The following is a 17,909-nucleotide window of genomic DNA, read 5'->3' on the forward strand; positions in this document are numbered from 1 at the left end:
GTGGGGTGCGGGACTGCGGGGTGCCGTCCCGCGTGGGGCCTGGGGGTGCGAGCGCCCTGCTCGGGGCGCTCGCGGGTCACTGCGGTCCGCGCGGACGTGGTGGAGCGGTCGTCTCACGCAGGACCAGGCGAGTGGGCATACGGACGTGCCCCGGCGGTTCGGCGTCGGGCTCGTCCAGCCGGCGCAGCAGCAGCCGAGCCGCCTCGGCGCCCTGGCCCGCGACGGGCTGGGCGACGGTGGTCAGCCCGACCACGTCGGCCAGTTCGTGGTCGTCGAAGCCGACGACGGACACGTCGTCCGGTGCCTTCAGCCGGTGTCGGCGCAGTGCGCGCAGGGCGCCCATCGCCATCTCGTCGGACTGGGCGTACACGGCGGTCGGCGGGCGGGCGGCGGCCAGCAGTTCGGTCATGGCCCGTTCGCCGCCCTTGACCGTGTAGTCGCCGTCCGCCTCCAGGGCCGGGTCGTGCTCTATCCCGGCGTCGGCCAGGACGTCCAGGTACGCCTGGCGTCGCTCGACGGGGGTGGTCCAGTGCAGCGGCCCGCTGGACCCGGAGATCATGCCGATCCGGCGGTGGCCGAGGTTGACCAGGTGCCGTACCGCGCTCTCGGTCCCGGCGCGGTCGTCGATGCCGACGACGGTGAAGCCGGGCCGGGCTCCGCCGACCGTGGTGGCCAGTGGCACGCCGAGGGCGCGCAGCGCGGCGGCCTCGTCCTCTTCGGGAATCAGCAGGGACAGCACGGCGTCCACGCGCTTGCGGACCGGCATCCCGGTGAAGAAGCGCTTGCGCGTCTCCGGGGAGCCCAGGTTGTACAGCAGCACGTCGTATCCGGCGGCGCTGAACACCTGCTCGGCCGCGTCCAGCACCGTGCCGAAGAACCAGCGGCCGATGTACGGGGCGATCACCCCGATGGTGTAGGTGCGTCCGCTGGCCAGGCTGGACGCCGAGCGCGATGCGGTGTAGCCGAGTGCGGCGGCGACGGCCGTGATCTGCGCCCGTACCTCCTCGGACACGCCCGCCCGGCCGCGCAGGGCGCGGGACACGGTGGACGCGGAGACACCTGCGGCGCTGGCGACGTCGTTGATGCTGACCGTCACAGGGCTTTCCTCCCGTCGGGATTTCACGTCGGTGTGATCTGTGAGTGACGTGACCGTAAACCCGACCCTGTCGTTGCGCAAGCGTTTGCGTTCATATTTACTTGGGCCGATTCTCAAGTGATCCGATGGAGATCAACATTCAGCGCATGCGTTTGGGCGCTGTGAGCCGACAGGAACTGCCCATGCGATACGCCCCGCCCGGCCTCTGTGTGAACGACTTCGCTCTGCTGCGGGACGAGGACGGCACGTATGCGGTACTGCATCTCCAGGGGCCCTGGACAACGGAGTTCGACCATCTGCGCATGGAGACCTCGTACGGCCGGGCCACCTCCACCGACCTGGTCCGGTGGCACCCGCAGGGCACCGCTTTCGGCAACGGTCTGCCCGGCAGCTTCGACCAGCAGGCCGTCTGGACCATGCACCCGTTCCGGCACGGCGGCGCGGGGATGGCGATGTTCTACACCGGCGTCGTCGGCCTCACCCCCGAAGGCTGGCCGCTCCAGTCCGTGGGCCTGGCGTACTCCGACCGCACCGACGGCACCGGCTGGCGCCGCCACGGCGTCGGGCCGGTCGTCGAGGCGGACCCGCGCTGGTACCGCACCGGCGAACACATGGGCTGGCGCGACCCGTTCGTCGTGCGCGACGACGAGTCGGACGGCTGGGTGATGGTCGTCTGCGCCAGTGACGCCTCCCTGCCGGTGGAGGTCAGCGGCTGTGTCGCCTGGGCCACCTCCGACGACCTGGAGCACTGGACGGTCCACCCGCCGCTCGTCTCACCCGGCGACGTCGACGAACTGGAGTGCCCGGTCCTGGAACGCCTCGACGACGGAAGCTGGCTGCTGCTCGGCTCCATCGGCGCGAGCCGGGGCTTCGAGGCATGGACCGCGCCCGGGCTGCGCGGCCCCTGGACCCGCCGGGGCCCCCTCGGTCCGACCGGCTCCTACGCCCCGCGTGTCATCGTCGCGCCGGACGGCTCCCGCGTCGTCCTGCACACCACCCCGCGCCGGGTCGGTCTCACCGACTCGGGCGACCGCTGCCGCGGCATGCTCGCCCAGCCGAAACTGCTGGTCACGCCCTCGGGCGCGGCGCCGCGCCTGGAATGGTGGCCGGGCCTGGACGCCTGGCTCGGCGAGGAGAGCGACCAGGCCGCCCTGCACGCGGTCGGCGACATCGGCGTCTCCGGACGCGTCGAGGTCACCCTGCGCACCGACATCCCCGGCGGCGGCCGCCCCGCCCTCGTCGTCGGCTGCGACGGCAAGGAGCTCACGGTCACCGGTCTCGACGGAGTCCCGCTCGGCGAGGCGGCGCTGGCCGAACCCGCGGCCGCCCTGCGCATCCTGACCATCGGTGAGTACGTCGAGGTGTACGCCGACGGCGTCTTCGTCCTGTCCACGCTGAGCTACTCCGGCCATCCGGCCCCGTGGACGGCCGTCACGGACGGACGCGAACGCCTCGTCCCCGTCCGCCCCGTCCGCCTGCCCGACCCCCACCGCGACGACGCGTCCGCCGTCTGGCCGGGCAGCCCGGATCTCCCTGTCCACGACACGTCGGTGGCCTGATCGGCGGACGTCCTCGGTCACCGTTTGCGCGAGGCGCAGAGTTCCCGGTCGACGAGGGCGTTCTGGGCCTGCTCGGTGGAGAGGTCGCGGGCGCCGTCGCCGGTGGCGTTCAGGACGACGATCCGGCGGCCGTCCTCGCTGATGCCGTCGCGGGTGGTGTAGCCGGGGAAGTCGCCGGGGTGGCTGTAGTAGGAGCCGCCGCAGGTGAGGGGGACTCGCAGCAGGCCGAGGCCGTAACTCGCGCCGGGCCATACGACGTCGAGGTCGGGGGCGGGCACGGTCGTCTTCATCTCGGCCAGCTCGGCCGGGTGCAGCAGCCGGCCGCCGAGGAGGGCGGAGTAGAAGCGGGTCAGGTCGGCGGTCGTGCCGATCATGGCGCCGGCCGCGCCCGCGGCGGTGGGGTTGAACTCGGTGACGTCGATCGTCTCGCCGGAGCCGCCGAAGTCGGAGTAGCCGTGCAGATGGCGGCCGGGGATCGTGGCGTCCGTGGTCGGCGCGACGGTGTGGCGCATGCCCAGCGGCCGGACGATGCGCCGGGTCACCTCCTGCTGCCAGGTGTCGCCGGTGACCCGCTCGATGATCATTCCGGCGAGGATGTAACCGGTGTTCGAGTACGACCACTTGGCGCCGGGCTCGAAGTCCGGCTGGTGCCGCATCGCGATGGCGACGAGCTGCTCGTCGGTCCAGGTCCTGTACCGGCCGGCCTCGAAGTCGTCCACGCTCGCGAGCACGGGGAGGTCCGCCGTGTAGTTGAACAGCCCGCTGGTGTGCTGGAGCAGCTGCCGTACGGTCACCTTGCTGCCGTCGTTGCCGTTGCCGGAGACGACTCCCGGCAGCCACTTCTCGACGGTGTCGTCCAGCGACAGCCGTCCCTCGCCGACCAGTTGCAGCACCACGGTGGCGACGAAGGTCTTGGTGGCGCTGGCGATGCGGAACCGGTCGCCCGGGCGCACCGGGGCCCCGGTGGCGGTGTCGGTCACCCCGGCGGTGGCGTAGCGGTGGACGCCGGGGCCCGTCGACTCGGCCACGACGCCGACGGTCCCTGTCTTCATGATCGCGTCCACCGCGTCCTGCAGTTTCCCGCCCTGCGCAGGCCTGTTCGGGGGCGTCGACTCATGGGTCGTGGCGCTCGCCGCGCCCGTCACGGTGGCGGTGCCGACCAGCGCGGCCAGCACGCTCGTGGCCACGATGCGGGTGGTGATCCGGGTCCTGGCGGTGGTCGTGGCGCTCATGGGGGCTGGCTCCTTGCGCTCGGTGACGCGGTCTTCGCACCGCCCTTGCGGTGTGACCATCACGCTAGGGACTCTGCCTGTGACCGACGATCAAGCCAGCGGGCCTGTTCGGGGGAGGGCTGTCCCCCGTGCCCGGGTACAGCCTGCTGTACCGCCCGGACCCGGCCCGGCTGCCGACGTGCCGTCAGTTCCGGCGCTGCACGTCCTCCAGGTAGCGGAGCACCGCGGCCACCCGTCGGTCGACCTGGTCGGTGGGAGACAGGTCGAGCTTGGCGAAGATGCTGCGGATGTGCTTGTGGACGGCGCCGTCCGTGACGACGAGCCGTTCGGCAATGGCGCTGTTGCCCAGGCCCTCGGCCATCAGGGCGAGCACGTCGCGTTCCCGGGGGCTGAGCCGTTCCAGTCTGCTGTCCCGGCGGCTGCGGGTGAACAGTTGGGCGACGACCTCGGGGTCGATGGCGGTGCCTCCGTCCGCCACGCGCCGCAGCGCGTCGAGGAACTCCTCGACCCGGCCGACCCGTTCCTTCAGGAGGTATCCGAGGCGGCCCACACCGCTGCCGAGCAGTTCCGTCGCGAAGGACTGCTCGACGTACGCGGACAGCACGAGGACTGCCAGGTCGGGCCGACGGCGTCTGGCCTCGACGGCGGCGACGATCCCCTCGTCGGTGTGGGTCGGCGGCATCCGGACGTCGAGGATGGCCACGTCGGGCTTGTGCTCGTCGATGGCCGCCAGGGCCGCGTCGGCGGTCCCGGCGGTGGCCACGACGTCCAGGCCCTCGGCGCGCAGCAGCAGGGCCAGCCCCTCGCGCAGCAGCGGGTCGTCCTCGGCAATCACTATCCGCATGAAGTTCACCTTGAGAGTCGTCGAGAGTCGTCGAGGCCCGCACGGGCGGGCGGTGTCGGGCGTGGTCAGGATCCGCAGGGCAGCTCCACCGCGACGACGGTGGGGCCGCCGGGCGGGCTGGTCACGGAGAGGGCGCCGTCGTGTGCCGCGATGCGGCGGCGGATGCCGGTGAGTCCGGAGCCGCCGCCGTCGTCCGCGCCGCCGCGGCCGTCGTCGGTGATCCGCAGCTGCAGTCGGCCGCCGCGGCTGCGGACCGTGACGGTGGCGTGCGAGGCCTGGCTGTGCTTGGCGATGTTGGTCAGCGCCTCGGCCACGACGAAGTAGGCCGTCGCCTCCACGGAGGCGGCGCAGCGCTCGGACGCCTCGACGTCGATCCGGCAGGGCACCGGGCAGTCGGCGGCCAGTCCGCTCAGGGCGCCTTCGAGGCCGCGGTCGTCCAGTACGGGCGGCAGGATGCTCCGGGAGACCGAGCGCAGTTCGGCCAGCGCCTGTTCGGCGGCGCTCTGGGCGCGTTCGAGGAGTTCCTCGGCGCCGGACGGGTCGCGGGTGACCATCCGGCGGGCGGCGCCGACCAGCACGGTGACACTGACGATCCGGTTCTGGGTGCCGTCGTGGAGCGAGCGCTCGATGCGGCGCAGTTCGGCCGCGTGGGCGTCCAGGGCGGCGGCCCGGGTGGCGGTGAGCTCCGCGACGCGCAGGGACAGGTCCGTCTCGGGGCCGGCTGCGAGCAGACGGCGTCCGGGCTCCGCCTGCGACCGGGCCATGCCGGGGGTGAGACCCACGAGCATCGCGATCCAGGCCAGGCTCGTCAGGGCCACCGCGAGGGCGTCCGGCCAGGAGTGCGCGGCCGCGTTCCCGGCCGGCCAGGTGCCCTGGGCCGCGTCCTGAGGTATCAGCTGCCAGTACAGCGGATAGAGGAGATCGCGGAGCGCGAAGAGCGGGAGCAGGACGGCGATCAGGCTCAGCAGGAGCCCCAGTGTCGCGTGGCGCACCAGCCAGCGCGCCTCCCGCCGGGTGGTGGGGTCGACGAGTGCGAGCCGCAGCCGGGTCGGCGCCGGACCGGGGGCTATGACCTCGGGGCCCGAGCGGCCGAGCCGGCCGCGTTCCCGCGCGGCGAGGGCGTGCAGGGCGCGCAGTAGGGCGGGTGCCATGAGCAGTCCCACGCCGACCGGCGCGAGCAGCGCGGCGAGCGCCAGACCGGCCAGCAGGGCCAGGGCCGGCAGAGCGGTGCCGAGGGCGCCGGCGAGCTGTTCGAGAGCGGCGACGGCGGCGCTGACGGTCTGGCGCGCGACGGCCTTGATCCCGGTCCGCCGGTGAGCTGATGGTTCTGGCTGGGTCCTCATCGGCCCCCTTTCGCCAACGACCTTAGAGTGCGCCGGAGTTCGCCGCCGGATCGGATCCCGTTTCGACGAGTGTCAGCGCCCCGGAACGCGGACCCGGACCCCGCAGGTACAGCCTGCTGTACCCCGAACCGGGCGGCAGGCGGGGTCGGCCGCGAGGGCCGTTGATCCATAGCGTCTGGGCATGACAGCGGGGCCGGCCCGGCAGGCGGTCCCGGATCCCCGAAGACTCCGGCGGAGGACACCCGATGACGTACAGCGACCCCTACCACCTCACCACCGTCCACACTCCTGAGGCGCCCGCGCCCGGCGCGACCCGCGCGGACGTTCTGCGTGTCCTGCTCTGGGCGGTGCTGGTGATCAGCGCGGTCGGCAACTCGGTCGCCTCGTACGCCGCCGCCTCGACCCCGGTCCACCTGGCGCTCGGCGCGGTCACCGCGCTCTGCGTCGCGGCGCTCGTCGCACAGCGGCTGCGGGGCCGTCGATGAATGCGGCCGTCGCGGGCGCCGACCGCCCGGTCCCTCACGGGAGCACCTCGGGGACGGCGGAGCAGGCGCCGCCCGCCATCGCGCTGACGCAGGTCAGCAAGACGTATCCAGGGGACGTCCGCGCCCTCGACGACGTGACCCTCACCGTGCGGCGCGGCACGTTCCTGGCGGTGATGGGGCCGTCGGGGTCGGGCAAGAGCACCCTGATGCACTGTGCCGCCGGGCTGGACTCCCCCACCTCGGGAAGCATCCGGATCGACGGCCGCGAGATCGCCGGGCTGAACGAGACCCGCCGTACCGAACTGCGCCGTGAGCACATCGGGTTCGTCTTCCAGTCGTACAACCTGGTCCCCTCGCTGAGCATCGCGGACAACATCACGCTGCCGCTGCGGCTGGCGGGCCGGGCGCCGGACCAGGAGTGGCTGCGGGCGCTGATCGACCGGGTCGGGCTGTCGGGACGGCTCGCGCACCGGCCGGCCGAGCTCTCCGGGGGTCAGCAGCAACGGGCCGCCATCGTCAGGGCGTTGGTGGCCAGGCCGGCCGTCGTGTTCGCGGACGAGCCGACCGGCGCGCTGGATCTGCACAGCGCCCACGAGGTGCTGGGCCTGCTGCGGGAGATCGTCGACGAACTGGGCCAGACGGTCGTGATGGTCACCCATGATCCGGCGGCCGCCGCTCAGGCGCACCGGGCGCTGGTGATGGCCGACGGCCGGGTGGTCGAGAGCCTCGACCGGCCCACCGCCCCCGATCTGGCGAGCCGTCTCGTCGCGCTCGGAAAGGTGTAGCAGCGATGTTCAGTCTCGCGATACGGATGGCCGGGCAGCGGATCGCCGCACTGCTGGCCGTGGCCTGCGCGGTGCTCGGCGGCGCGGCCCTGATCACAGCCACCGGAGTGCTGGCCGAGTCCGGGCTCCGGTCCCATCTTCCGGCCGGGCGGCTGGCCGACTCGGACGTCGTCGTCTCGGCCGACCAGAACTACCGCCCGGCCGCCGACCTGCCGATCGCCCTCCCGGAGCGCGGCCACGTACCGGCGAAGCTGGTCGACGAGCTGGCGGGGCGGCCGGGCGTGGCCACGGCGGTCGGCGACATCGGCTTCCCCGCCGCGCTCGTCGACGGCCGGGGCGCCGTCGTCCCGACCGAGGACCCCGGGACGGCCGGCCACGGCTGGTCGTCGACCGGGCTGCTGCGGGACCCACGGGTCGACGGCAGCCGACCGGCGGGTGCGGACGAGATCGCCGTGGACAGTGTCACGGCGGCCGCCGCGGGCGTCGGGGTGGGCGACCGGGTCGAGGTCGTGGCGGCCGGCCGGTCCGCCGCCGTCCACCGGGTGTCGGCGGTGGTCGACGCCCCGGGCGCCGGGATCTTCTTCGCCGACGCGACGGCCGCACAGCTGTCCGGTCGGGACGGCTCGCCCCGCTCGGCGACCGTCGACCTGATCGCCCTGCGGACAGAGCCGGGCGCGGACGCCGACGCGGTGGCCGCCGACATCCGGGAGCGGGTGAGCGGCATGGGGCTGGTGGTGGTCACCGGCGACGACCGGGGCGACCTCGCGGCGGTCGGCGCGGGCGCGGCACGCTCCCTGCTCATCCTCCTGGCCGGTTCGCTGTCCGGGATCATCCTGCTCATCACCGGGTTCGTGACGGCGAGCGCGCTGGCGGTGTCGATCTCCGGGCAGCGTCGTGACCTGGCCCTGATGCGGGCGGTCGGGGCGACCCCGAAGCAGATCCGTCGGCTCGCCGCCGCTCAGGCCTGCGTCATCGCGGCCGTGGCCGCGGTGCCCGGTGTCGCCGTCGGCTATCTCCTGGCGGGCGAGTTCCGGAGCCGGTTGGCGGACCGCGGGGTCCTGCCGGACGGCCTGCCGCTGAGCCTGAGCCCGCTGCCCGCGCTCGCCACGGTTCTCCTCCTGGGCATCGCCGTGCAGGCGTCGGCGCGCGGCGCGGCCTGGCGCACCTCGCGCCTGCCGGCCACCGAGGCGGTCGCGGAGTCGCGCAGCGAACCCCGCAACCCGTCGAAGTTCCGCACCGGCGCGGGCCTGTTGACCATCGTCGCCGCGACCACCCTGTCCGCCGCGCCGCTCTTCTCCCGCACCCCCATCGGCGCCTCCGCCACCTCCATAGCGGGCATCCTCGGGGCGATCGGCCTGGCGACGGCCGGACCCGCCCTCGTGCGGGGCATCGGCAACACGCTGGCCCGGGGCCTGAAGTCCGGTGGCTCCGCGCCGACTTGGCTGGCCGTGTCCAACGTCCGCGGCTACGCGCTGCGTCTCGCGGGAGTGGTCAGCACCCTCGCGATGGCTGTGGTGTTCGTGCTGACGTACACCTTCACGCAGACCACCGTGCTGACCGCCACCGCGCAGCAGACCCGCGACGGCACCCTCGCCCAGCAGCGGCTGACCGCACCGGGCCTCGGCGGCCTGCCCGCCGACGCGCTGACCGCCGTACGCCGGACCGAGGGCGTGCGCGCCGCCGCCCCGGTCAGTACGACGACGGTGGTGTGGCCGTACCGGATGTTCGGCGACGAGGAGGTGGAGTCCGGCTCGGCGATGATCCTGACCCCGGACGCGGCGAAGGTCCTCGACCTGGAGGTGAACTCCGGCAGCCTGACCGGGCTCACCGGGGACACGATCGCCGTCAGCGCGGACGTCGCCGCCTCGCGCGACGCGGAGTCGGGCCGCCCGGTGACCCTGGTCCTCGGCGACGGCGCCCGCGTCACCGCCCGGGTCGTCGCCGTGTACGACCGCGGCCTCGGCTTCGGCACGGTCGTGCTCTCCCGTGACCTCGCCGCCGGTCACACGACCACGGGTCTCGACCAGAGCATCCTGGTGCGCACCGACGGCACTGCCGCCGCGAGCCGCAGCCTCGCCGCTCTCGCCGCGTCCCGGCCGGGCCTGACCGTCGAGCCAGCCGTCGACACCGCCGACGGCGGACTGAGCGACGCGCCGCCCGAGGTCTGGGTGAACCTGGCCCTCATCGTCGTGCTTCTCGGCTATCTCCTGCTCAGCATCGCCAACAAGATCGTCGCCGCCACGGCCCAGCGCCGCACCGAACTGGCCACGCTCCGCCTCAACGGCACCACGCCGCGCCAGGTCCGCGTGATGATGCGCCGCGAGGCCGCGGTGATCGCGGCCGCCGCGCTCGGCTCCGGCCTGGCGCTGTCGGCGGTTCCGCTCGCCCTGCTGGGCGTGGGGTTCCTGGGCCGCCCCTGGCCCGCGGGCCCGGTCTGGCTGCTGCCCGCCCTGGTGCTGACGATCGTCGCCCTGGCCTTCCTGACCGTCGAGCTCCCCACCCGCCAGGCCCTGCGAACGGCGCCCGTCCACGCCCTCGCCGACCGTCAGTAGACACACCGGCGGCAGCGGCCGTGCGGCCGCCCGCAAGGGGCAGCCCGACAGAGGCAGCCCGACAGCGACGGTCGGAACACGCCCGATCAGCGGCCTCGTGGATCCGTCGCGCTGTCGGGCCCGAGCTCAAGCGGACGACGTGACCGAGGACCACACGCCGAACCACTGCTCGGCGCCGAAGTCCTCGAACCGCTCGACCTCGGTGAACCCCAGCTTTTCCGCGAGGCGCATCGAGCGCTCGTTGGCGGTCTGGGTGCGCAGCACCACCGACTTGCCGGGAAGCGCGTCGGCGAACCAGTCGAGTGCCGCTGCGCACGCCTCGGCGCCGTACCCGCGTCCCCACGCCGACGGCAGGATCAGATAGCCGAGTTCGGCCTCCCCGAGATCCGGACGGATGTGCCCCGGACTCTCCGCGTCGTGCCGATCGAGCCTGACCATGCCGATCATCGCTCCGTCGAGATCGATCACGAAAAAGCCGGGGCGTCGACCGGGCACCTCAGGCACCGTGCGCTCGAGCTCGTCACGCGGTCGAGGGCCACCGAGGTAGGTGTGCACCTCCGGTGAGGCGAACAGCTCGATGAACGAGGCCCGGTCCCGGGCCTCGGACCCGCGGAGCACCAGCCGCTCGGTCCCGATCGGGGCAGGCGGCCAGGCGACAGGTCCGAGCTCGGTCATGACGGGCAAGTTATCGCACGTCCCGACATGGCTCCGTGCCGACATATTCGTATGCCCAGCCTGCCGCAGCGTCGGGTGCCGGTGTGGCCACGTACACATGCCATGCGTCCGCTGGAGGGCGCGCGATCGAACCGCTTGCCCGCTGCTTCGCCGGCGGACGATGTTGCTCGTCAAGCTCCACGATGCGGGTGCGGCCATGGAACGGCCCGCCACGCGTTCTGATGCCCACGGTGTTGTCGACCACCTCGCCGCGCAGCCACCGCTCGATCAACTCCATATGAGCCAGACCCTCGACGCCCATGTCCGCAGCAAAGCACAGCAGACGGCCGGGTGGAAGACGGATGAGGCGAGGGTCATCGCGCTGTGCGGCCGTGAAGTCGCCGTGCCGTGCACCGCGAAAGCTCTAGGGCTAGAAGTAGCCTGACAGGGTGAGCGAGCTTCCCAGTCAAGAACACCCCGTGCAGCTGATCCGAGTGATCTGGACGCTGCACCGGGTCATGAACCAGCGGCAGTCGCCTCCCAGCGGCGAATCAAGGCGTCCGCTCGCCCAGGTCGAAGTGCTGCGCCTGGTCGAGAGCCAGCCGGGCATCAGCGTCCGCGAGGTCGCGACCATGCTGCGCATGCAGCCCAACAACGTGAGCACACTGGTCACTCAGCTCACCCGTGACGGCTATCTCGAACGCCGTACCAACCCCCAGGACAAGCGCTATGTGGAGCTGCACCCCACAGACAAAATGCACACGGCGATCAACGAGGTGAACGAAAGCCTCAACGAGGCGATCACCGAGGTCCTGGAGCAGTTGCCGCCAGAGGCGTCCCAGCGCATCGTCGCCGCGATCCCCGACCTGTGGGAACTCGCCAAGACGCTGGCCCCTCCGCAGAAGTGAGGGCGCGTCAGGGCATGGGTGTTCATGACGTGGGCAGAGCGCGGTAGCAGCGCGCGGCTCCGGTGCGCAGGGGGACGGGGGTCCGGCCCGGCCCGGCCCCTCGATCGCGCGCCGCTGGTAAGTCTACAGATATACCTCTATGACTAGATTCACTCACGGGAAGCTTGCCCTCGAACCGGTGGTGATATCTAGTGGTAGAGGTATAGTTTTAGACTCATCAGGAGATCACGACATCAGGAACCGAGACATGCCCTCCACTCCCACAGACCATCCGGCGAGCGTCACCGCCGTCCGCCTGCTCCGCACACCCAAGCTGTGGCTCCCGCCGGCTGTGGTGCTCACGATCGCTCTCACCCTCATCACACTGCTTTTCAACGGCAGCATCGCGAATCCCGGGGCCGACCTGCGGGACGCCCCCATCGGTCTGGTCAGCCTGGACAAGGGGGCCACCACGGGACAGGCCACGAACCTGAACATCGGCCACAAGGTCGTGGAGGGCATCGCCGCCCGACCGCAGAAGCCGCACAAGCAGGTGGAGTGGAAGACGTTCACTTCCATGGCCGACGCGAAGAAGGCGATCGGACGGAACGAGCTGTTCTCGGCGGTCGTCCTACCGCAGGACTACAGCGCCAAGATGCTCGGCCTCATGGGCACTCACCCCGAGAAGCCCGAGGTCACGATCCTGACCAACCACGGTTCGGGAGCCATGGCGGCCTCGATCGGCGAGAAGATCGCCACGAACGCGGTCCGGGCCGCGTCCTCGGGCGCCGCCGAGGGGGCCCTGCAGCAGAGCCTGAAGGCCGGAGCCGAGGTGCCCGCCGCCAATCAGGCCCTGCTGAAGGACCCCATCACCGTCGCCTCGGCGCCGGGAGCACCCCTGGGTGAGCGCACCGGCATGGGCATGACCGCGTTCTTCTACGCGATCCTGCTGATGCTCTCCGGCTTCCTCGGAGCGAACCTCCTGCACGCGGCGCTCGACGGCAGCCTCGGTTACAGCCCGAACGAACTCGGGCCCAAGCGACACGTCGTCGCTCCCCAGCGCATCAACCGACGTCAGACCCTGCTGGCCAAGTGCCTGATGATGGTCGGCGTCGCCCCGATCCTGTCCGCCACGATCCTGGCGATGTCCACGTGGGCCCTCCATCTCGACCTGCCGAATTCGCTCACGCTGTGGCTGTTCAGCACTGCGGCGATCGCAGCGGTGGGCATCGGCGCCCTGGCCATGCTGGCCGTGCTGGGCGGTCCCGGCGTCCTCATCGGCGTGATCTTCTTCATCGCGGCCTCCATCCCCACCTCGGGCGGCGCGATCCCGCTGAACGCGATGCCCCCGTTCTGGCGGTTCCTCGCCATGTTCGAACCACAGCGAGCCTTCACCGACGGTGTCCGCGCCATCATCTACTTCGACGGGCAGGGCGCCGCGGGACTCGACCGCGCCTGGACCACGATCGGCGCCGGAACCCTGACCGCCCTCGTCGTCGGCTTCGGCATGACCTGGCTCTACGACCACAAGGGCTGGCACCGCATCCACCCGCACGCCCTCACCCGGCTGCGGCACTTCCTCCACCGCGAGCACGAAGCGGCGCACGCCGAAGCCACGGCGACCGCATGACCGCGTAACCGCACCACCACAGTCTCCCGTGCCGCATGGAGCACGGGACGGCCGCCAGGAGCAGGGGACGGCACCATCGGCGGCCGCATCCGGCCCTCGCGAGGGCCGGCGGGCGGCGCAGCCACGGAGACGGCATCCGGCTGCGCCGCCCTCGACCTGCCCCATGTGCACCTGATTTCACCCGCCGGGCCGGTGCCGATCAGCGGTAGTCGGGGTTCGGGGCGTCGAGGCGGCAGCCCGCGTCCCACTCGGAGCGCTGGTTGCCGTGGGCCGGGAAGCCGCCCGCCCGCTTGAGGAGGGCCGCCATGTGCATCAGGTTCCAGGTCATGAAGGCGGTGTTGCGGTTGGTGAAGTCGTTCTCCGGGCCGCCCGAGCCGGGGTCGAGGTACGACGGTCCCGGGCCCGCGGGGCCGATCCAGCCGGCGTCGGCCTGCGGCGGGATCGTGTAGCCGAGGTGCTGGAGGCTGTAGAGGACGTTCATCGCACAGTGCTTGACGCCGTCCTCGTTGCCGGTGATCAGACAGCCGCCGACGCGGCCGTAATAGGCGTACTGACCTTGGGAGTTGAGGAGGCCGGAACAGCCGTAGAGCCGTTCGATCACCTGCTTCGTCACCGAGCTGTTGTCGCCCAGCCAGATGGGCCCGGCCAGCACCAGGATGTCCGCGGCCATCACCCTCTCGTACAGGGCCGGCCAGGCGTCGGTGGCGAAGCCGTGCTCGGTCATGTCCGGGTAGACGCCGGTCGCGATGTCGTGGTCGACGGCCCGGAACTCGTCCGTGGCGACGCCGCGCCCCTCCATGATCGCGCGGCTCTTGTCGACCAGTCCCTGGGTGTGGCTCTGCTGCGGCGACGGCTTGAGGGTGCAGTTGACGTACAGGGCGGTCAGGTCGTCGAAGCGATACGCGTCGGCGGCGGGGCTGCCGGTGGACGGCGATGCTGCCATGGCGGGCTCCTCACATGAGGTGGGGACGGGAAGGCTCAGCGGCAGCCTCTCGCGCGGATCTCCGTCTGTCCCCGCCCGACTCTCCTCGGTGACGGAGACTGACTCGGGCGGCCGTATCCACGATCCGGAAGAAGGGGCCGGGCCTGGGCGGGAGTTGCCGGCTGCTTCTGTACTACGGTTCTGGGATGTGCAGGAGCTTGCGGGGGGAGAACCGTTGAGCGCTCGGATTCTGGTCGCCGAAGACGACGAGAAACAGGCTCGACTGATCCGGATCTATCTGGAGCGGGAAGGAAACGCGGTGCAGGTCGCGGCCGACGGCCGCGCGGCACTGGAACGGGCACGCTCGGCGAAGCCGGACCTCATCGTTCTCGATGTGATGCTGCCGTTGGTCGACGGGCTCGATGTGTGCCGCATTCTGCGCACCGAGTCGGACGTCCCGATTCTGCTGCTGACTGCCCGCACCACCGAGGAGGACCTGCTCCTCGGCCTCGACCTCGGCGCCGACGACTACCTCACCAAGCCGTACAGCCCCCGCGAACTGACCGCGCGGGTGCGGGCGTTGCTGCGCCGGTCCAAGAAGGCCGGCGGTGCGGCGCAGCCCGCTGTGCTGCGGGTCGGCGAGGTGGAGCTGGACACCGCACGCTTCGAAGTCCGGGTGGAGGGGCGACCGGTGGCGCTGACCGCCAAGGAGTTCTCCATCCTGGAGGCACTGGCCCGTGAACCGGGCCGGGTCTTCACCCGGGCGCAGATCATCGAGCGCGTCTTCGGGTTCGACCACGACGTGCAGGAGCGGACCGTCGATGCGCACGTGATGAATCTGCGACGGAAGCTGGAGGCGGATCCGGGCCGGGCCGGCCACCTGGAGACGGTGTACGGGCGGGGCTACCGCCTCGCGGACGGTTCGGGCTCAGCGCTCGCCTGAGGCGCCGCCTCCTGGAGTCGTGGGCAGTACGACGGTGAACGTCGTGCCCGCCCCGACCGTGCTGCGCACCTCGATCGTCCCCCTGTGGTCGGTGACGATCTGACGGGCGATGGACAGCCCCAGGCCGCTGCCGCCGGTCGCGCGGCCCCGTGCCGCGTCCGCCCGCCAGAAGCGGTCGAAGAGCCGCGGCAGGTCCTCTGCCGGTATCCCCGTGCCGGTGTCCCGTACCTCCACGACGGCCGGCTCGCCGTGCGGGCTCAGGGCCAGGGTCACGGTGCCGCCCAGGGCCGTGGCCCGCAGCGCGTTGCCGACCAGATTGCCGACGACCTGGCGCAGCCGGTCCGGGTCGGCGGTCACGTACACGGGCCGGGGCGCCTCCAGCTCGAGTGCGATGCCTGCTGCCTCGGCCTGGGCCCGGTGGGCCCTGCGGCCGGCCTCCAGGAGCTCGCGCAGGTCGACCTCGGTGCGGTGGTAGGTGAGCGCGCCGGCCTCCGCCAGGGCGAGGTCCTGCAGGTCGTCCACGATCCGCTGCTGCAGCAGCGCCTCCTCGTGGAGGGACGCGAGCAGGTCGGGGGTCGGCTCGACGATCCCGTCCCGCAGCGCCTCCAGATAGCCGCGCAGATTGGCCAGCGGGGTGCGCAGTTCGTGTGCGATGTCACTGGTGAGGCGGCGCTGGCGGTCCTCGCCCGCCTGGATGGAGTCGGCCATGCGGTTGAAGGCGCCGCCGAGCTGCGCGATCTCGTCACGGCCGGAGACGGGGACCCGCCGCCCCAGGTCGCCCTCGCCCAGCCCCTCCGCGGCGAGCGTCATGGCACGGACGGGGCGCAGTACGGCCCTGCTCAGGAGCAGAGCGCCGAGGATGACCCCGAGGGCGACCCCCACCGCGACGGCCACGGTGGGCGCGGCGGCCAGGGTGGGCGGTGACTCGTTGCGGACACCGAGGCGGATCGACAGGCGCGCCGGGGCCAAGGAATCGACCCGCTCGTTGAACACCCGCTGCACACAGGCGGTGAACAGCGGCTCGGACTCGCATACCCGCAGCGCGTCGAGATCCTGCTGAATGCGCGGATCCGCTGCTCCGTCCGGCTCCTCGCACCGCGTCGGTCGGCCGTCCGTGCTGATCCGGGGGACGCCCCGCTCGTCCGGCCGGGCCGTCGGCTCGGCGCCCGCCCGTGTCAGGCAGGCCGCGTACGTCACTGCGGCGCGGTAGTCGGCGGTCGCCTGGGCGGTCTGCTTCAGCGAGAGGCGCGGTACCTGACCCTCGGGGAACCGCAGGACGGGTCGTGGGTCGACCAGGACCGGGGGCTGACTGCTCAGCGCGCGGGGATCGCGACCGGCGAGGGCGTCGGAGTCGGCGAGCAAAACGTCGGAATCCGTGGCCACCCGGATGCGCTGGCCGGTGTCCTTCGCGAGCCGGGCCACGGTCGACGAGAGCCCGTCCCAGGTGCCGTGCGCAAACCCGTACGCGCGGAGTTCGCCGGTGATCCGGGAGACCTCCTGCCGACCGGCCGTGACGGTGTCCTGCACCTGGCGGTTCGCCTGGCGCAAGGTCAGCCAGGCGGTGGCGGCGGTGGCGGCCATCGCGACCAGCATAAGCAGGGCGAGGACCCGGAGCCGGAAACTCATCGCACGGGACTCCTTCCGAGTGGTGCCAGGTCAGGGGCGGCCTCGGTCGAGGCCGCCCCCTGGTCCGTACGGAAGATCACCGTACGGAAAGTCACCGGTGCCGGTCGGCTCATGTGCCGGACAGCGCCTCCGTCGGTGACAGCCTGCTGGCCCGGACCGCCGGATACAGGCCGGCGATCATGCCGATGACGAGCGTCGAACCGATGCCCGCCGCGCTCGCCCACGCCGGGACGACCGTCGGCCAGTCGCGGCTGAGGGCGTATCCGGCCGTGATCAGCGTCCCGAGCGCCGTTCCGCCGAGCCCGCCGATCAGCGACAGCAGCAGGGACTCCGTGACGAACTGCGTGCGGATCTGCCCCCGCGTCGCGCCCAGGGCGCGGCGCAGGCCGATCTCGGAGCGGCGTTCCAGGACCGAGATGACCATGGTGTTGCCGACACCGACCCCTCCGACCAGGAGCGCCACACCGCCGAGGCCGAGCAGCAGACCGGTCAGCGCCGACTCGGCGGCCTCGCGGGCCGCGAGAGCGTCCGAGGGGCGGGAGACCTGCACCTCGCCGGGCTTCTCGGGGAACGCGGTGGCCGCCAGCACCGACCGTACGGACGTGACCTGGCTGTCCTCAGCACGGACGTACACCGTCGAGGGATGGCCGTCGAAGCGGAGGTACCTCTCGGCTGCCGACCAGCCGACCAGCGCGGCGCTGTCGATCTCCGGTGCGAGCGGTACCGGGTCGAGGACGCCGATCAGCGAGAACCAGCGGTCGCCGAGCCAGATCCGGGTGCCGGGGGTGTACACGTCGAGCCGCCGGGCGGCGGTCGAGCCGAGCACCACCGCCGGGTACTCCTCCGTCGCGGTGTCCAGCCAGCGACCCTTGCTGACCTGTGCGCCGACGGCCGGCAGCAGATCGGCGTCGGCCGCCAGGACGTGCAGCGAGCCGGTGCGGCCGACGGCGATGCGTTCGTTGCGGTAGACGTTCGCACCGGTCTCGCCGGTGGCGGCGACCTGTCGCACCGGGGGAACACGGCGGATCATCGCCACGGACTCCGGGGGAAGCTCGGCCTCGTCGCCGGCGAGGGTCTGGCCGGGGGCGACCCGCAGGAGATTCGTGCCGAGGGCGTCGAGCCGACAGTCGACCTCCGCCCGCCCGGAGCCGGAGATGCCGACCACCGCGATCATCGCGGCGACACCGATGGCGATGCCGAGCGCGGAGAGGAAGACCCGCAGCGGACGAGTCCGCAGACCGGTGCCGCCGAGCCGTACGACGTCCACGGGGCCGAGCCGCGCGGCACGCAGCCGCGACCGCTCCGGGGCCGTCGGACGGGAGTCCGGATCCTGCGCGGAGGAGTTCGTCGT

General features: G+C 72.2%; 16 protein-coding genes. 7 read left to right on the top strand and 9 right to left on the bottom strand.

What is annotated here, in order from left to right:
- Positions 1–76: 76 nt before the first annotated feature.
- On the bottom strand, positions 77–1,096 hold the full coding sequence (locus ABZ725_RS24340) for a LacI family DNA-binding transcriptional regulator (RefSeq protein WP_351920816.1): 1,020 nt from the start codon (positions 1,094–1,096) through the stop codon (positions 77–79).
- 182 nt (positions 1,097–1,278) lie between these two features.
- Between ABZ725_RS24340 and ABZ725_RS24345 the strand changes: the two genes are divergently transcribed.
- The gene (locus ABZ725_RS24345; protein ID WP_358804685.1) at positions 1,279–2,655 is read left to right on the top strand and encodes a mucin-1; all 1,377 of its coding nucleotides are present in this window, start codon (positions 1,279–1,281) and stop codon (positions 2,653–2,655) included.
- 17 nt (positions 2,656–2,672) lie between these two features.
- On the opposite strand, the gene ABZ725_RS24350 is transcribed toward ABZ725_RS24345, so the two are convergent.
- The 3 genes from ABZ725_RS24350 to ABZ725_RS24360 all read right to left on the bottom strand — a co-directional run bounded on the left by ABZ725_RS24350 (position 2,673) and on the right by ABZ725_RS24360 (position 6,074).
- Positions 2,673–3,887 carry a serine hydrolase domain-containing protein gene (locus tag ABZ725_RS24350; RefSeq protein ID WP_358804686.1) on the bottom strand — a complete coding sequence of 405 codons (1,215 nt, stop codon included), beginning with the start codon at positions 3,885–3,887 and terminating at the stop codon, positions 2,673–2,675.
- 184 nt (positions 3,888–4,071) lie between these two features.
- On the bottom strand, positions 4,072–4,731 hold the full coding sequence (locus ABZ725_RS24355; RefSeq protein ID WP_358804687.1) for a response regulator transcription factor: 660 nt from the start codon (positions 4,729–4,731) through the stop codon (positions 4,072–4,074).
- Between the two features lie 65 nt (positions 4,732–4,796).
- Entirely contained in the window at positions 4,797–6,074 is a 1,278-nt protein-coding gene (locus tag ABZ725_RS24360) for a sensor domain-containing protein (protein ID WP_358804688.1), read from the bottom strand.
- 245 nt (positions 6,075–6,319) lie between these two features.
- Between ABZ725_RS24360 and ABZ725_RS24365 the strand changes: the two genes are divergently transcribed.
- From ABZ725_RS24365 to ABZ725_RS24375, 3 genes are read left to right on the top strand one after another with little or no spacing between them, the layout of a single operon-like run.
- Entirely contained in the window at positions 6,320–6,559 is a 240-nt protein-coding gene (locus ABZ725_RS24365) for a hypothetical protein (RefSeq protein ID WP_358804689.1), read from the top strand.
- Positions 6,556–7,344, top strand: coding sequence for an ABC transporter ATP-binding protein (locus tag ABZ725_RS24370; RefSeq protein ID WP_358804690.1), 789 nt, complete (start codon positions 6,556–6,558; stop codon positions 7,342–7,344). The genes ABZ725_RS24365 and ABZ725_RS24370 overlap by 4 nt, the downstream gene beginning before the upstream one ends.
- 5 nt (positions 7,345–7,349) lie before the next feature.
- A complete protein-coding gene (locus ABZ725_RS24375; protein ID WP_358804691.1) occupies positions 7,350–9,896 on the top strand; it encodes an FtsX-like permease family protein in 2,547 nt (848 codons plus the stop codon).
- A gap of 126 nt (positions 9,897–10,022) precedes the next feature.
- On the opposite strand, the gene ABZ725_RS24380 is transcribed toward ABZ725_RS24375, so the two are convergent.
- Positions 10,023–10,571 carry a GNAT family N-acetyltransferase gene (locus ABZ725_RS24380; RefSeq protein WP_358804692.1) on the bottom strand — a complete coding sequence of 183 codons (549 nt, stop codon included), beginning with the start codon at positions 10,569–10,571 and terminating at the stop codon, positions 10,023–10,025.
- A gap of 10 nt (positions 10,572–10,581) precedes the next feature.
- Positions 10,582–10,872 (bottom strand): hypothetical protein, encoded by a 291-nt coding sequence (locus ABZ725_RS24385; RefSeq protein WP_358804693.1) that lies wholly within the window; start codon positions 10,870–10,872, stop codon positions 10,582–10,584.
- 127 nt (positions 10,873–10,999) lie between these two features.
- On the opposite strand from ABZ725_RS24385, the gene ABZ725_RS24390 reads away from it, so the two are divergent.
- Entirely contained in the window at positions 11,000–11,458 is a 459-nt protein-coding gene (locus ABZ725_RS24390) for a MarR family transcriptional regulator (RefSeq protein WP_351911522.1), read from the top strand.
- A gap of 247 nt (positions 11,459–11,705) precedes the next feature.
- Positions 11,706–13,067: a DUF3533 domain-containing protein gene (locus tag ABZ725_RS24395; RefSeq protein WP_358804694.1), complete on the top strand. Its 1,362-nt coding sequence runs from the start codon at positions 11,706–11,708 to the stop codon at positions 13,065–13,067.
- Between the two features lie 199 nt (positions 13,068–13,266).
- Here ABZ725_RS24395 and ABZ725_RS24400 read toward each other — a convergent pair whose 3' ends face one another.
- Positions 13,267–14,010 carry a flavodoxin family protein gene (locus ABZ725_RS24400; protein ID WP_358804695.1) on the bottom strand — a complete coding sequence of 248 codons (744 nt, stop codon included), beginning with the start codon at positions 14,008–14,010 and terminating at the stop codon, positions 13,267–13,269.
- A 214-nt stretch (positions 14,011–14,224) separates the two neighbouring features.
- On the opposite strand from ABZ725_RS24400, the gene ABZ725_RS24405 reads away from it, so the two are divergent.
- Positions 14,225–14,932, top strand: coding sequence for a response regulator transcription factor (locus ABZ725_RS24405; protein WP_358804696.1), 708 nt, complete (start codon positions 14,225–14,227; stop codon positions 14,930–14,932).
- Here the strand turns inward: ABZ725_RS24405 and ABZ725_RS24410 are convergent.
- A complete protein-coding gene (locus ABZ725_RS24410; RefSeq protein WP_358804697.1) occupies positions 14,918–16,558 on the bottom strand; it encodes an ATP-binding protein in 1,641 nt (546 codons plus the stop codon). The two genes, ABZ725_RS24405 and ABZ725_RS24410, sit on opposite strands and share 15 nt — an antisense overlap.
- A gap of 109 nt (positions 16,559–16,667) precedes the next feature.
- Complete coding sequence (locus tag ABZ725_RS24415; protein WP_358804961.1) at positions 16,668–17,849, bottom strand: ABC transporter permease; 1,182 nt, start codon at positions 17,847–17,849, stop codon at positions 16,668–16,670.
- Positions 17,850–17,909: the final 60 nt, after the last annotated feature.

Origin of the sequence: Streptomyces sp. NPDC006872 (assembly GCF_040635845.1) — a bacterium.
Taxonomy (GTDB): domain Bacteria; phylum Actinomycetota; class Actinomycetes; order Streptomycetales; family Streptomycetaceae; genus Streptomyces.